12 protein-coding genes and 5 tRNA genes are annotated in these 14,150 nt (G+C 71.9%); 13 read left to right on the forward strand and 4 right to left on the reverse strand.

Features of this window, described 5'->3' with window-relative positions:
- Positions 1 to 29: 29 nt before the first annotated feature.
- From IE286_RS20215 to IE286_RS20225, 3 genes are all read right to left on the reverse strand, one after another.
- The gene (locus tag IE286_RS20215) at positions 30 to 428 is read right to left on the reverse strand and encodes a DUF742 domain-containing protein (protein ID WP_189798187.1); all 399 of its coding nucleotides are present in this window, start codon (positions 426 to 428) and stop codon (positions 30 to 32) included.
- Positions 429 to 540: 112 nt separating this feature from the next.
- Positions 541 to 954 carry a roadblock/LC7 domain-containing protein gene (locus IE286_RS20220; protein ID WP_189798188.1) on the reverse strand — a complete coding sequence of 138 codons (414 nt, stop codon included), beginning with the start codon at positions 952 to 954 and terminating at the stop codon, positions 541 to 543.
- A gap of 5 nt (positions 955 to 959) precedes the next feature.
- Positions 960 to 4,631: a sensor histidine kinase gene (locus IE286_RS20225; RefSeq protein ID WP_189798189.1), complete on the reverse strand. Its 3,672-nt coding sequence runs from the start codon at positions 4,629 to 4,631 to the stop codon at positions 960 to 962.
- Positions 4,632 to 5,239: 608 nt separating this feature from the next.
- Between IE286_RS20225 and IE286_RS20230 the strand changes: the two genes are divergently transcribed.
- The 9 genes from IE286_RS20230 to IE286_RS20270 all read left to right on the forward strand — a co-directional run bounded on the left by IE286_RS20230 (position 5,240) and on the right by IE286_RS20270 (position 9,597).
- The gene (locus tag IE286_RS20230) at positions 5,240 to 5,428 is read left to right on the forward strand and encodes a hypothetical protein (RefSeq protein ID WP_189798272.1); all 189 of its coding nucleotides are present in this window, start codon (positions 5,240 to 5,242) and stop codon (positions 5,426 to 5,428) included.
- A gap of 420 nt (positions 5,429 to 5,848) precedes the next feature.
- On the forward strand, positions 5,849 to 6,634 hold the full coding sequence (locus IE286_RS20235) for a fumarylacetoacetate hydrolase family protein (protein ID WP_189798190.1): 786 nt from the start codon (positions 5,849 to 5,851) through the stop codon (positions 6,632 to 6,634).
- Entirely contained in the window at positions 6,618 to 8,102 is a 1,485-nt protein-coding gene (gene gltX / locus IE286_RS20240) for a glutamate--tRNA ligase (protein WP_189798191.1), read from the forward strand. Before IE286_RS20235 ends, gltX begins: the two co-directional genes overlap by 17 nt.
- Positions 8,103 to 8,268: 166 nt before the next feature.
- Positions 8,269 to 9,015, forward strand: coding sequence for an HAD family hydrolase (locus IE286_RS20245; protein WP_189798192.1), 747 nt, complete (start codon positions 8,269 to 8,271; stop codon positions 9,013 to 9,015).
- A 92-nt stretch (positions 9,016 to 9,107) separates the two neighbouring features.
- A tRNA-Gln gene (locus IE286_RS20250) sits at positions 9,108 to 9,179 on the forward strand.
- A 39-nt stretch (positions 9,180 to 9,218) separates the two neighbouring features.
- Positions 9,219 to 9,291, forward strand: a tRNA-Glu gene (locus IE286_RS20255).
- A 27-nt stretch (positions 9,292 to 9,318) separates the two neighbouring features.
- Positions 9,319 to 9,391, forward strand: a tRNA-Glu gene (locus IE286_RS20260).
- Positions 9,392 to 9,427: 36 nt separating this feature from the next.
- Positions 9,428 to 9,499, forward strand: a tRNA-Gln gene (locus IE286_RS20265).
- Positions 9,500 to 9,524: 25 nt separating this feature from the next.
- Positions 9,525 to 9,597: transfer RNA gene (locus IE286_RS20270), tRNA-Glu, on the forward strand.
- 216 nt (positions 9,598 to 9,813) lie between these two features.
- On the opposite strand, the gene ndgR is transcribed toward IE286_RS20270, so the two are convergent.
- A complete protein-coding gene (gene ndgR, locus IE286_RS20275) occupies positions 9,814 to 10,530 on the reverse strand; it encodes an IclR family transcriptional regulator NdgR (protein ID WP_028425251.1) in 717 nt (238 codons plus the stop codon).
- 197 nt (positions 10,531 to 10,727) lie between these two features.
- Here ndgR and leuC point away from each other — a divergent pair, with 197 nt between their 5' ends.
- The 4 genes from leuC (at position 10,728) to IE286_RS20295 (ending at position 14,019) form a co-directional block, all read left to right on the forward strand.
- Positions 10,728 to 12,155, forward strand: a complete 1,428-nt coding sequence (leuC, locus tag IE286_RS20280) for a 3-isopropylmalate dehydratase large subunit (RefSeq protein ID WP_189798193.1) — start codon at positions 10,728 to 10,730, stop codon at positions 12,153 to 12,155.
- 6 nt (positions 12,156 to 12,161) lie between these two features.
- Complete coding sequence (leuD, locus tag IE286_RS20285) at positions 12,162 to 12,755, forward strand: 3-isopropylmalate dehydratase small subunit (RefSeq protein ID WP_189798194.1); 594 nt, start codon at positions 12,162 to 12,164, stop codon at positions 12,753 to 12,755.
- Between the two features lie 272 nt (positions 12,756 to 13,027).
- Complete coding sequence (locus tag IE286_RS20290) at positions 13,028 to 13,258, forward strand: SCO5555 family protein (RefSeq protein ID WP_125496171.1); 231 nt, start codon at positions 13,028 to 13,030, stop codon at positions 13,256 to 13,258.
- A gap of 134 nt (positions 13,259 to 13,392) precedes the next feature.
- Positions 13,393 to 14,019, forward strand: coding sequence for an HU family DNA-binding protein (locus IE286_RS20295; protein ID WP_189798195.1), 627 nt, complete (start codon positions 13,393 to 13,395; stop codon positions 14,017 to 14,019).
- Positions 14,020 to 14,150 lie beyond the last annotated feature (131 nt).

Raw genomic sequence — 14,150 nt, forward strand, 5'->3', positions numbered from 1 at the left:
GGCTCCCGGTGTCGCCGGCGGACCCTCCGCTAGAGGTTGCGAAGTCCACTGAGCACCCTTTCGAGCAGTGTCACGTCCGGTGCGCCGCCGAGGCTCTCGTCGCCGCCGGGCTGGTGGATGGCCACGAACCCGGCCTCCGCCAGGTCCGCGACCAGGATGCGGGCCACACCCAGAGGCATCGACAGCAGCGCCGAGACCTCGGCCACCGACTTCACCTCGCGGCACAGATGGCAGATCCGCTGGTGCTCGGGGAGCAGCCCCATCAGCGCGGCCGGGTCGGCCGTGGTGCTGATCAGTGCCTCGATCGCGAGCTGGTAGCGCGGCCGGGTCCGGCCGCCCGTCATGGCGTACGGGCGGACCAGGGGTTGGTCGCCCTCGTCCCCGTACGGCTCGGCGTACGGATCATGATGGGCGGTGGGCGGGTTCATGGGTCCTCCGGGCGGGACAGCAAGTCGTTCGGGCTAGCCGTCTGACGGGGCCGGTGGGGGGGATTGTGGCGGCCGGACGGTGATGTGGTGAAACGGGTGGTGCCGCGGCCGGTCAGTGCAGCAGACTGCCTTGCAGCTCGGCGCGCAGGTCGGGAGTCAGCACTGCGCCCGCACGGTCCACGAGCAGGGCCATCTCGTAGCCGACGAGCCCGATGTCGCACTCCGGGTGGGCCAGGACCGCGAGGGACGACCCGTCGGAGATGGACATGATGAAGAGGAATCCCCGCTCCATCTCCACAACCGTCTGCGCCACGTTGCCGCCTTCGAAGATGCGCGAGGCGCCGGCGGTCAGTGAGGTCAGACCGGAGGCCACGGCCGCGAGCTGGTCGGCGCGGTCGCGGGGAAAGCCTTCGGACATCGCCAGAAGGAGTCCGTCGGCGGAGACCACCACGGTGTGGGACACCCCCGGGGTGTTGTCCACGAAGTTGGTGATCAACCAGTTCAGGTTCTGTGCCGCCTGGCTCATCGGGCTCACTGTCGCTCCTGCTGGTGAGTGGGGCTCGGGAAGGTGCCCGTCTGGCCGGAACCGGCCCGACGGCCCTGCGCGATGCCCCGGCGGAGATTGGTCAGCCGCCCGCGTACGTCGTCGGGCGCGCGCGACACCTGCGGACCGCTCTGGTGCTGTTGCTGCTGAGCCGTGCCCGGGACGAGGTTCGCCCGGGGCACCCGGCGCGGCAGACCGGAGGTGGTGACACCGCCCGAGGCGGGCTGCCGCACTCGCTCGGCCCGCCGCACGAGGTCGTCGTTCGGTGAGCTGCGCCAGGCGGTGGCGGCGTTGCGCTGGGGCGCAGGGGGCTGCTCCGGCTCCGGCGCCCGCTGCCGGCCACCGCGGAACCAGTCGGTCTCCAGGGTGTCGTACAGCGGAGTGCCCAGGTCGCTGCCGCCGGGGGCCGGCGGCAGCGCCTCCGGCTCCTGGCGCCGCGGCTGCGCGGGGCGCCGCGCACCGGCGGGATCGGCCGGCTGGGGCCGCGGGAAGGCGCCCGTGGCCGCAGGGTCCTGACGACCCGCCAGGGCGTGCCCGCCGGCTGCGGGGGCGTCGTGTCCGGGCCGCGGGTACCGACCGGTGGCGTCGGCGTCGTGCTCCCGGCGCACGGCGGGGTACTGGCCGGTCGCACCGGTGCCGTGCGACGGCCCGGCCGCGAACGGGTCCGCGGCGGCGGGCTGCCGTCCCGCGCCGCGCCCGCCGTCCGGCGCGGGCGGGCCGAAGACGTCGGAACGGACGAACGAACCCGTGTGCTGCCCGGCGCCCGGGCCGGGACGGGCCGGGGACGCGGTGTGAGCCGGGCCGCGCCACTCGCCGCCGCTGGGGAGCGCCGGCATCTCGGCCGTGGTGCCCGGGCCCTGGCGGTCGTCGATCCGCGGCATGGGGGAGGTCTGCGCCTGCGGGGCCTCGTCGTGGCCGCGCGGCGTGTCGGGGGTGGCGGGACCGCCCGCCTCGGTGCTGCCCCAGCTCGGCGTCCGGGACTGCGGGGCACCGCCCGGCAGCTCGGCCCGCGGACCGCCGCGGGAGGGCAGCTGCGGGGCACGGCTCTGCCCGGCGCCGCCCGTCTGCTGCGGGGACGCACCGCCCCGGGCGCCGCCGAAGACGTCCTGCCGGGTGCCGTCGGGCCGGCCGCCGAAGCCCTGGGCCGCACCGCCCGGAGCGGCGGTCTGCAGACCCTGCGCACCGGCCGGTGCCCGGTTGCCGGCCCCGGCGCCCGCCGGGAACGCCCGGCCCTGCTGCGGCTGCCCCGGACCCTGCGGACCGCGCGCCGCACCCGGACCGCCGGGACCGCCCGGACGGCCGCTGTTGCCCGGCAGCGCCGCACGCGGCCCCTGGCCGGTGCCGCCCTGGCCGCGCGAGCCGCCGGAGCCGCCGAACAGCCCGGCCTGGCCCGACTGCTGGGCCTGACGCCGCGCGGCGGCCGCACCGGCGGCGGCAGCGGCGGCCGCCGGAGCGCCCGAGGGACCGCCGCCCTTGCCGGGCGCGGGCTTCCGGCCGCCCTGGGCGACGTCCACGGGCAGCATGACCAGCGCGGTCGTGCCGCCGGAGTCGGACGGGCGCAGCTGGATGCGGATGCCGTGCCGCTGGGAGAGGCGGCCGACCACGAACAGGCCCATGCGGCGGGAGACGGAGACGTCCACGGTCGGCGGCGAGGCGAGCCGCTCGTTGATCGCCGCCAGGTCCTCCGGGGACAGGCCGATGCCGGTGTCGTGGATCTCGATCAGCACCCGGCCGTCGGGCAGGGCGTGACCGGTGACCTTGACCTTGGTCTGCGGCGAGGAGAACGAGGTGGCGTTCTCCAGCAGCTCGGCGAGCAGGTGCACCAGGTCGTTGACGACCCGGCCGGCGACCTCGGTGGTGGGCACCGAGGACAGCTCGATGCGCTCGTACTGCTCCACCTCGGAGGCGGCCGCACGCAGCACGTCGACCAGCGGCACCGGGCGGGTCCAGCGGCGGCCCGGCTCCTCACCGGCCAGAACGAGCAGGTTCTCGCCGTTGCGGCGCATACGGGTGGCGAGGTGGTCGAGCTTGAACAGCGAGGCCAGCTGGTCCGGGTCCGCCTCGCGGGACTCCAGTTCGGAGATCAGCGACAGCTGACGCTGGATCAGACCCTGGGAGCGGCGCGAGAGGTTGGTGAACATCGCGTTCACGTTGCCCCGCAGCATGGCCTGCTCGGCGGCCAGACGGACCGCTTCCCGGTGCACCTCGTCGAAGGCCGCGGCCACCTGGCCGATCTCGTCCCGGGAGTGCACACCGACCGACTCCACGGAGGTGTCGACGTCCTGCGGGTCGGCCTCCGACAGCTGCTTGACCAGCTCGGGCAGGCGCTCCTGGGCGACCTTGGTGGCGGTGTCCTGCAGCCGGCGCAGCGAGCGGATCATGGAGCGGGCCACCACGAACGCGCCGACCAGCGACACGCCGAGCACGAGCAGCACCAGCGCACCGGAGATGATGGCGTCCCGCTCGGTGGCGCCGCGCAGCTCGCGCGCCTTCTGCTCCATCTCCTCGAGCAGCGTGTGCTCGATCTTCTTCATCTGCTCGATCTTGGTCGAGCTGTCGTCCACCCAGTCGCGGTAGGAGCGCTTGTCCTGCTGGGACAGACCGGAGTCGCTGTCCAGCGCGCGCTTGGCGTAGACGTCCGCGGCCTGGATGGTCGGGTTGCCCTCCTGGACCGGCTTGAGCAGCTCGTCGACGCCGGAGCCGTAGATGGTGCGGAAGCTGTTCAGCTCGGAGTTCTCGCCGTCCAGCGCCGACTGGCCGTAGAGGCGGTCGTTGACGGAGAGGTGGCCGGAGCTGCTGTTGCTGGCCGGGAGGGCGGCCGCGATGACGGCGCGCTGGATGGAGGCGTACTCCTTGGCGGAGGAGAAGGCGGCCAGCGCGCGGGTGCGCTGGATCATCTCCGGGTTGCTGGTCGCCTCGGCCATGTCCTGGGAGAGGTCGAGCAGCTCGGTGATGAGCCGGTGGTAGGCCTCGATGGTCCGGGCCGAGTTGCCCTCGTCCTCGTAGGCGGCCTTGCGTATCCTGCCCAGCTCGTTGAGCTCGCCGGCCAGGCCGACGAGAGTGTCGCGCACGCCCTGGAGGTCGCCGTCCTTGCTGGCGGCGTCGATCTCCTCCGAGGCGTCGATGAAGTTCTCCTTGGCCCGGTCGGTCTTCTCCTGGTAGCCCTTGACCGTGATGGCGCTCGCGCTGGACGGGTGCGACAGCGGGCCCGCGGACTGGTCGCGCTCCTCCTGCAGCGCGGCGGCCAGCTCGGTGGCCTGCTTGGTCATGTCCGTCAGCAGCTTCATGTTGTCGAGCTGCTGGATGTCGTCCAGGTTCTCGTTGATGCGCAGCGCGCCCAGCGTGGTGGCCGCGACCACGGGAAGCGCGAGCAGCGACACCAGACGGGTGGAGATGCGCCAGTTGCGCAGAGCCATCCGGGAACCGGGCCCGACCACGCCCCGTCCCGTGGCCGGTTTGATCGTGGGGGCGGGGGCCGCGGCGGACGGTGCCGACCCCGCCGTGCCGGAGCGGCCGGCGCGCTCGCCGCGGTCACCGGCGGGTGCCGAACCCGGGTTCTGGGCGTGCTGGGGCGAGGAGCTGCCTTTCATGGGGCCAGTCCCACCATGGGGCTCCGGCTTCGCCGAAGCACTGCCATCCCTCTTGAAACGTCCCTGCACTAGCGTCGCAACCTCTGGACCAGGCGTCCGTCCGCGGCAGCGGACGGACGGTGTCGGCGTCGTGGGGAAGGTCCTCGGGCCTTCCCCGGTGGTCGTGGGTGACCGGCGCTGGTTCCCCCTTCTCGCCGCCACTCGGCGCTGCGTCGCGCCCCGTGTGCGCCGGCTCGATCCTGCGGCGGTCCGTCGCATTCCAGCACAGTGCCGGATCTCCAACAAGGCATCCGCGTCACCCTGTGACATGCGTGACGCCACGTGAGCGGCGGCTCACCGGTCGTGGAAAGCGATCTGTCCGTTACCGGACATATGAGCACGAGCCGACGACGGGCCGCTGGTGTCCCAGTCGCCATGATCGGGAGCGGAATGAGGGCTTCGGGGGGCCGATGTCCGGTTCGTGGAGGTCGGAGGAAGCCCGCACATGGCGCAGAATTGTCCCCTTTTGCCGATCGGCTCGTGAGCAAACTCACATGCCGTCGGCGGACTTGCCGGTCCGGTGGCCGGGAATGGCGCGTTTAGCCTGACGCTTTACAGAGATGGCAAAACCGACAGCGCGCCCGCGCGGGGGGCCGCGCCCCTCAGGGCGCCTCTAGACGACAGGGCCTTTGACCACCGTGAAGACGACGATGATGTTCCGCACCATAGCCAACCCCCGGCGCACCACGCTCGCGCACCTCAAGGACGCCGGCGCACTGCGGACGCCGGAGGTGCCGGAGCACCCCGTCACCCTCCCCACCCGCACCGCCAACCCGCGGCGCACCGTCCTGACCGAGATCCCGAAGCAGGCCGCGCCCGCGGAGTGACAAAGCCCGGCTCTCAGGCGCCGCCGTCGCACGGTGCCCGTCGCGGGCCGGAGGCAGGACCCGCGAGCGGCCTCGGGCCCCTGAGGCAGCGCACACCCTGTGCGGTGACCGGTGCTCCCGTGATGCACAGGGTGCCGCGCCCGCTCGCCCGGACCGCGCGACGGCCTCGGCGGGCAGGCCGATCGCAGCCGCGGACACAGGGGCGTCCCACCGCACGGGGCGCCCCTTCCGCGTCCCGGGCACCCGGCGCCGCCCGCCGGCGCACGCTCCCCTCGGCGCCGTCCCGGCGACGGGCAGGAGCCGGGCGTGCCCAGCCGGACGCGGGGCGCCCGCCGCGCCGTGGGCGCGAGGACGGGGCCCCTGCCGCGTTAGCCTGGAGCGTCAGACTCCTCCCAGTTCAGTCAAGGGGCCAAGCATCCCGTGCGCATCGCCAGGTTCTCCATCGACGGGAACGTCGCCTTCGGCGCGATCGAGGGCGACCAGCCGGACCAGCTCGTCCTCGACATCATCAAAGGCATCCCGTTCGCGGACTTCGAGCTCTCCGGCACCAAGGTGCCGCTGAGCAAGGTACGGCTGCTGCCGCCGGTGCTGCCCAACAAGGTCGTCGCCTTCGGGCGCAACTACGCCGAGCACGCGAAGGAACTCGGCAACGAGGTGCCCGAGGCCCCGTTCGCCTTCTTCAAGCCGTCCACCGCGGTGATCGGCCCCGGCGACCCCATCCAGTTCCCCTCCTTCTCCCAGGAGCTGCACCACGAGGCCGAGCTGGCCGTGGTCATCGGGCGGATGTGCCGCGAGGTCCCGCGCGAGCGCGTCCAGGACGTGATCTTCGGCTACACCTGCGCCAACGACATCACCGCCCGCGACGTCCAGCGCCGCGAGAAGCAGTGGGCGAGGGCCAAGGGCTTCGACACCTCCTGCCCGCTGGGCCCCTGGGTGGAGACGGACCTCTCGCTGTCCGAGGCCTCCGACCTGACCGTCCAGCTCACCGTCAACGGCGAGCAGCGGCAGCTCGGCCGCACCAGCGAGATGATCCACTCCATCGAGGACCTGATCGTCAACATCTCCGAGGCCATGACGCTGCTGCCCGGCGACGTCATCCTCACCGGCACCCCGGCCGGGGTCGGCCCCCTCAACGTCGGCGACGAGGTCGCCGTCACCATCGAAGGCATCGGCACTCTCACCAACAAGGTTGTCAAGCGTGGCTAGCGCACCCGTACGCGTCCGTTTCTGCCCCTCGCCCACCGGTAACCCCCATGTGGGCCTGGTCCGCACCGCCCTGTTCAACTGGGCGTTCGCCCGGCACCACCAGGGCACCCTGGTCTTCCGCATCGAGGACACCGACGCGGCCCGCGACTCCGAGGAGTCCTACCAGCAGCTGCTGGAGTCGATGCGCTGGCTGGGCTTCGACTGGGACGAGGGCCCCGAGGTCGGCGGCCCGCACGCGCCGTACCGGCAGTCGCAGCGCCGGGAGATCTACGCCGACGTAGCGCAGAAGCTGCTCGACGCCGGCTACGCCTACCACTGCTACTGCTCGCAGGAGGAGCTGGAGACGCGCCGCGAGGCCGCTCGCGCCGCGGGCAGGCCGTCGGGCTACGACGGCCACTGCCGCGACCTGACCGCCGAGCAGATCGAGCGGTACACGGCGGAGGGGCGGGCGCCGATCGTCCGCTTCCGCATGCCCGACGAGACGATCACCTTCACCGACCTGGTCCGCGGCGAGCTGACGTTCACCCCGGAGAACGTCCCGGACTACGGCATCGTCCGCGCCAACGGCGCTCCGCTCTACACGCTCGTCAACCCCGTCGACGACGCGCTGATGGAGATCACCCACGTGCTGCGCGGCGAGGACCTGCTGTCCTCCACCCCGCGCCAGATCGCGCTGTACAAGGCGCTGATGGAGCTGGGCATCGCCCAGCGCGTCCCCGAGTTCGGCCACCTGCCCTACGTCATGGGCGAGGGGAACAAGAAGCTCTCCAAGCGCGACCCGCAGTCCTCGCTGAACCTCTACCGCGAGCGCGGCTTCCTGCCCGAGGGCCTGCTCAACTACCTCTCCCTGCTCGGCTGGTCCCTCTCCGCCGACCAGGACATCTTCACGCTCGACGAGATGGTCGCGGCCTTCGACGTCAAGGACGTCAACCCCAACCCGGCCCGGTTCGACCTGAAGAAGGCGGAGGCGATCAACGCCGACCACATCCGCCTGCTCGACGTCAAGGACTTCGCCGAGCGCTGCCGTCCCTGGCTGAAGGCCCCGTTCGCCCCGTGGGCGCCGGAGGACTTCGACGAGGCCAAGTGGCAGGCGATCGCGCCGCACGCCCAGACCCGCGTGAAGGTGCTCTCGGAGATCACCGACAACGTCGACTTCCTGTTCCTGCCGGAGCCGGTCACCGACGAGGCCAGCTGGAACAAGGCGATGAAGGAGGGCTCCGACGCCCTGCTGCGCACCGCCCGGGAGAAGCTTCAGGCGGCCGACTGGACATCTCCCGAGGCGCTGAAGGAGGCCGTCCTGGCCGCCGGCGAGGCCCACGGCCTCAAGCTCGGCAAGGCCCAGGCCCCGGTCCGGGTGGCCGTCACCGGCCGCACGGTGGGCCTGCCCCTGTTCGAGTCCCTCCAGGTCCTCGGCAAGGAGAAGTCGCTGGCCCGGATCGACGCGGCCCTGACGAAGCTCACCGTTTGATCGCAGCGAACATGACAGGGGCGGCACCCCGGACCCCGGGGGCCGCCCCTGTCGCATGCGCGCACCCGGGCCGGGCGCGGCCGGCGCGCCGCCGCCCCGGCCGGACCGGTGCGGCATGCGGCCGCAGCCGCTCCGCGGCGGCCGCCCCGGCGGTACCGTCGGTGTCATGACCATCCGGGCCGTGCTCTGGGACGTCGACGACACGCTGTTCGACTACACCACCGCCGACCGCACCGGGATGCGGGCGCACCTGCTCGCCGAGCGGCTGCTGGACCGCTACGGCAGCGTGGAGGAGGCCCTCGCCCAGTGGCGGCGGATCACCGACGAGCAGTGGGCCAGGTTCTCGGCGGGCGAGGTCTCCTTCGATGAGCAGCGGCGCGAGCGGGTGCGGGTCTTCCTCGGCCGGCCGGAGCTGACCGACGCCGAGGCCGAGGACTGGTTCGCGCGGTACCTGCGGCACTACGAGTCCGCCTGGGCGGTCTTCCCGGACGTGCTGCCCGCCCTGGACCGCCTCGCCGTCGGGTACCGGCACGCCGTGCTGTCCAACTCCGGCCTGCACGTGCAGGAGCACAAGCTGCGGGTGCTGGGCCTGCGCGACCGTTTCGAGGCCGTGCTGTGCGCGGCCGAACTGGGCGTGTCCAAGCCCCGGGCGCGGGCGTTCCACGCGGCCTGCGAGGCCCTGGGGCTCCCTCCGCACCAGGTCGCCTACGTCGGCGATCACCCGGAGATCGACGCCCGGGGCGCCGCCGCGGCCGGGCTGCTGCCGGTCTGGATCGACCGCACGGACATGTCCCCGGACGGCGCCGCCGGCGGCCCGCCCGGCCCGGGCGTGCACCGGATCTCCTCGCTCGCCGAACTCCCGGCGCTGCTCGGTGCCCATACCCGTTTTGGAGCCCGGTCGACCTTCAGGTAATGTTCTTCCTGCGCCGCGGGGAGCGGGCCGGAAGGCCGGAGCCCCGAGGCGCAGAACGAGAACAAGATCCCCGAACGGGGCTTGCGTTCCAGTGGCCTATGGTGTAATTGGCAGCACGACGGATTCTGGTTCCGTTAGTCTTGGTTCGAGTCCAGGTAGGCCAGCTCGCAGAGCTCATCTGCATCGCGGATCTCATCCGCAAAGCCCCCGTTGTGTAGCGGCCTAGCACGCTGCCCTCTCAAGGCAGTAGCGCCGGTTCGAATCCGGTCGGGGGTACGGATCCCGGAGCACTCCGGGATCGAGGCCCCCGTTGTGTAGCGGCCTAGCACGCCGCCCTCTCAAGGCGGTAGCGCCGGTTCGAATCCGGTCGGGGGTACGCACCGGTGACGGCCTTCACTGGTCTGAACCACCTTGGTCTATGGTGTAATTGGCAGCACGACGGATTCTGGTTCCGTTAGTCTTGGTTCGAGTCCAGGTAGACCAGCTGATCTGCGCAAACGCAAGATCGCGCCCCCGTTGTGTAGCGGCCTAGCACGCTGCCCTCTCAAGGCAGTAGCGCCGGTTCGAATCCGGTCGGGGGTACAGGACAGAAGGGCCCTTCCGCTGAGGAAGGGCCCTTCTGGTGTCGTCGGAGCAGGTGCTCGCGCGGGGAACGGACCGGGCGGTGCCGAACCGGCGGTGCGGCTCCCGGCGGCCGGGCGGCCGCGTCCTCGGGGCTCCGGCGGGGCCGCCGCGGCGTTGAGGCGGTCCCGGCCGGCGCCGGGGAGGAGGCGAGGGGTGCCGGCAATGCGGCTTCGGTCAGCCGGAGCGGCGCAGGGCCTCCGACAGGCGCGCGGCGGCGTCGATGACCGCCTGGGCGTGCATACGGCCCGGGTGGCGGGTCAGGCGCTCGATCGGCCCGGAGACCGAGACCGCGGCCACCACACGGTTCGACGGACCGCGCACCGGCGCCGAGACCGAGGCCACGCCCGGCTCCCGCTCGCCGATCGACTGGGCCCACCCGCGGCGCCGCACACCCGACAGGGCCGTCGCCGTGAACCGGGCGCCCTGCAGGCCGCGGTGCAGCCGCTCCGGCTCCTCCCAGGCCATCAGCACCTGCGCCGAGGAGCCGGCCTTCATGGTCAGCGTCGAGCCGACCGGGACCGTGTCCCGCAGACCGGACAGGCGCTCGGCCGCCGCGACACAGATCCGCATGTCGCCCTGGCGGCGGTAGAGCTGCGCGCTCTCGCCCGTGACGTCCCGCAGATGCGTGAGCACCGGACCGGCCGTGGCGAGGAGACGGTCCTCGCCCGCGGCGGCGGCCAGCTCCGCCAGGCGCGGGCCGAGAATGAACCGGCCCTGCATGTCGCGCGCCACCATGCGGTGGTGTTCCAGAGCCACGGCCAGGCGGTGGGCCGTGGGACGTGCCAGTCCGGTGGCCGCGACCAGACCCGCGAGGGTGGCCGGACCGGACTCCAGAGCGCTCAGGACGAGGGCCGCCTTGTCCAGAACGCCGACGCCGCTGCTGTTGTCCATGCAACGATACTTGCGTCTCACTCTGTGAAACGCAAGTTCAATTTTCCGTGGAACGCGCCACTCTGGATGCCACGAAGGCACAGCGGCCCGCGAATCCCCGGGCCTGGTGGCGGATGCCCGGAAACGCAGGGCGCGGGCAACGCCTCCTCACGATCTCTAGTTGGGCCGGCGGATCCCTGCCGGCCGGAGGGAAAGCGATGGGTAGGACACTCGCGGAGAAGGTCTGGGACGACCACGTCGTCCGGCGCGCCGAGGGCGAGCCCGACCTCCTCTACATCGATCTGCACCTGCTGCACGAGGTGACCAGCCCGCAGGCCTTCGAGGGCCTCCGCAAGAGCGGCCGGCGGGTGCGCCGGCTGGACCTGACCATCGCCACCGAGGACCACAACACCCCGACCCTCGACATCGACAAGCCGATCGCCGACCCGGTCTCCCGGGCCCAGCTGGAGACGCTGCGCAAGAACTGCGCCGAGTTCGGGGTGCGGCTGCACCCGCTCGGCGACGTCGAGCAGGGCGTCGTGCACGTCGTCGGCCCCCAGCTGGGCCTGACCCAGCCCGGCACGACCGTGGTCTGCGGCGACTCCCACACCTCCACGCACGGCGCGTTCGGCGCGCTGGCGTTCGGGATCGGCACGTCGCAGGTGGAGCATGTGCTGGCCACGCAGACGCTGCCGATGGCCCGCCCGAAGACCATGGCGATCACCGTCAACGGCGAGCTGCCCGAGGGCGTGACCGCCAAGGACCTGATCCTGGCGATCATCGCGAGGATCGGCACGGGCGGCGGCCAGGGCTACATCCTGGAGTACCGCGGCTCCGCCATCGAGAAGCTCTCGATGGAGGCCCGCATGACCATCTGCAACATGTCGATCGAGGCCGGCGCCCGCGCGGGCATGATCGCCCCGGACGAGACGACGTTCGAGTACCTCAAGGGCCGTCCGCACGCCCCGCAGGGCGCCGACTGGGACGCGGCCGTGGAGTACTGGAAGACGCTGCGCACCGACGACGACGCCGAGTTCGACGCCGAGGTCGTCATCGACGCCTCCGAGCTGGCGCCGTTCGTCACCTGGGGCACCAACCCCGGCCAGGGCGCCCCGCTGTCGGCGTCCGTCCCCGACCCGGCTTCGTACGAAGACCCTTCGGAGCGCCTGGCCGCCGAAAAGGCCCTGGAGTACATGGGGTTGCGGCCCGGTCAGCCGCTGCGCTCCATCACCGTGGACACCGTCTTCGTAGGGTCGTGCACCAACGGCCGCATCGAGGACCTGCGCGCCGCCGCCGAGGTGCTGCGCGGCCGCAAAGTCGCCGACGGCGTACGGATGCTGGTCGTCCCCGGCTCCGCGCGGGTGGGCCTGCAGGCGGTCTCCGAGGGCCTGGACACGGTCTTCAAGGAGGCCGGCGCCGAGTGGCGGCACGCCGGCTGCTCGATGTGCCTGGGCATGAACCCTGACCAGCTGGCCCCGGGCGAGCGCTCCGCCTCCACCTCCAACCGCAACTTCGAGGGCCGTCAGGGCAAGGGCGGCCGCACCCACCTGGTGTCGCCGCAGGTCGCGGCCGCCACCGCCGTCCTGGGCCGGCTCGCCTCGCCGGCCGACCTGTCCGACGCCGCCACCACGCCCGCTGGAGTCTGAACGATCATGGAAGCCTTCACCACCCACACCGGCCGGGCCGTCCCGCTGCGCCGCAGCAACGTCGACACCGACCAGATCATCCCCGCTCACTGGCTCAAGAAGATCACCCGCGACGGGTTCGAGGACGGGCTGTTCGAGGCCTGGCGCAAGGACCCGGAGTTCGTGCTCAACCGCCCCGAGCGGCAGGGCGCCACGGTCCTCGTCGCCGGCCCCGACTTCGGCACCGGCTCCTCCCGCGAGCACGCCGTCTGGGCGCTGCAGAACTACGGCTTCAAGGCCGTGATCTCCTCCCGCTTCGCCGACATCTTCCGCGGCAACTCGCTGAAGAACGGCCTGCTGACGGTGGTCCTGGAGCAGCCGGTCGTGGACCGGCTGTGGGAGCTGACCGAGAAGGACCCGACCGCCGAGATCACCGTCGACCTCGAGCGGCGCGAGGTGCGCGCCGAGGGCATCACCGCCGCCTTCGAGCTGGACGAGAACTCCCGCTGGCGGCTGCTGAACGGCCTGGACGACATCTCGATCACCCTGCAGAACGAGGACGCCATCGCCGCGTACGAGGCGAAGCGTCCGTCCTTCAAACCGCGCACCCTGACGGTCTGATCCGCCCGCGGCCGCAACCCGCACCGTCGGGTTTCGGCCACCGCACATCACCGCTGTGCCCCCGGTCTTCGTGATCGGGGGCACAGTCGTTTCCGGGCCCGGGTGAGCCGGGCCGGCATCACGGACGGGGTCAACTTCCCACGTTAGAGCCGTGTTTGCCGGGGTACATCAGGTGCGGGACCTTTGCCGGAGCCGTCGTCCGCACGACCGTCCGCGCCGTCAGTTGCCCCCCTGCGCAGGCGACAACTCACCCCAGATGGCACAATCTGTGCATGGATGACGACGGCCAACTTCAGCTCTATACGGCGGTCGCAGCCCAGCTCAAACAAGCGCACGCACGAGTGCGCGCACTGCAAGTCCCGGAGGGCGTACGGATGGCGCTGACCCGGAACCTGCTGGTCATCACGGCCGCGGCCAAACACGATCTCGCCGGTGCTGCAAGGCGTCTGGAGCGGTTCACGGCAGACCTCGACGCAGGGCGAATCCCCGGCGAGGAACGCTGAGCCGCCGACGGCGCCGAGTCCGCTGCGGCACAAGGGTGATTAGCCCGTTTCGTGTTTGATTTGCGGTATATATCTGCCTAACGTGCGAAAAGCTTGAACACTTTCGTTCTGGCAAGGTCTCCGAAGGGGAAGACGTGAACAAGGCGCAGCTCGTAGAAGCGATTGCCGACAAGATGGGCGGCCGGCAGCAGGCCGCCGATGCCGTCGACGCGGTACTGGACGCCATCGTCCGCGCGGTCGTCGCGGGAGACCGGGTCTCGGTCACCGGCTTCGGGTCCTTCGAGAAGGTGGACCGTCCGGCGCGCTACGCCCGCAACCCGCAGACGGGTGAGCGGGTCCGGGTCAAGAAGACCTCCGTCCCCCGCTTCCGGGCCGGCCAGGGCTTCAAGGACCTGGTGAGCGGCTCCAAGAAGCTCCCGAAGAACGACATCGCGGTGAAGAAGGCGCCCAAGGGCAGCCTGTCGGGGCCGACCGCCACCATCGCCAAGGCCGCCGGCAAGAAGGCCGCGGCGAAGAAGACCACGGCGGCGGCGAAGAAGGCCACCGCGAAGAAGACCACGGCGGCGAAGAAGACCGCCGCCAAGAAGACGGCCGCCAAGACCACCGCGGCCGCCAAGAAGACGGCCGCGAAGAAGACCGCGGCCAAGAAGACCACGGCGAAGAAGGCGCCCGCGAAGAAGGCGACGGCCAAGAAGGCCCCCGCCAAGAAGTCGGCCGCCCGCAAGACCGCCGCGAAGAAGACGACCGCCCGCAGCAAGTAGGGGATCATCGAGGCACTCACGGCTCCGCACGGCAAGGGCGCCCGCCGCCCCTGGTGTCCGGAACTCTCACGCGCCGGGCCGGACTCCCGAGGGAGCCCGGCCCGCGGCGTGTCCGGGGCGTTCGGTGTCCA

This window comes from Streptomyces thermodiastaticus (assembly GCF_014656135.1).
Taxonomy (GTDB): Bacteria; Actinomycetota; Actinomycetes; order Streptomycetales; family Streptomycetaceae; genus Streptomyces; species Streptomyces thermodiastaticus.

Excerpts from the sequence above, each read along its gene's own strand:
- IE286_RS20215 (WP_189798187.1), bottom strand. The coding sequence starts at position 428 with ATGAACCCGCCCACCGCCCATCATGATCCGTACGCCGAGCCGTACGGG.
- IE286_RS20220 (WP_189798188.1), bottom strand. The coding sequence starts at position 954 with ATGAGCCAGGCGGCACAGAACCTGAACTGGTTGATCACCAACTTCGTG.
- IE286_RS20245 (WP_189798192.1), top strand. The coding sequence starts at position 8,269 with ATGACCATCCGGGCCGTGCTCTGGGACGTCGACGACACGCTGTTCGAC.
- ndgR (WP_028425251.1), bottom strand. The coding sequence starts at position 10,530 with ATGGACAACAGCAGCGGCGTCGGCGTTCTGGACAAGGCGGCCCTCGTC.
- leuC (WP_189798193.1), top strand. The coding sequence starts at position 10,728 with ATGGGTAGGACACTCGCGGAGAAGGTCTGGGACGACCACGTCGTCCGG.
- leuD (WP_189798194.1), top strand. The coding sequence starts at position 12,162 with ATGGAAGCCTTCACCACCCACACCGGCCGGGCCGTCCCGCTGCGCCGC.
- IE286_RS20290 (WP_125496171.1), top strand. The coding sequence starts at position 13,028 with ATGGATGACGACGGCCAACTTCAGCTCTATACGGCGGTCGCAGCCCAG.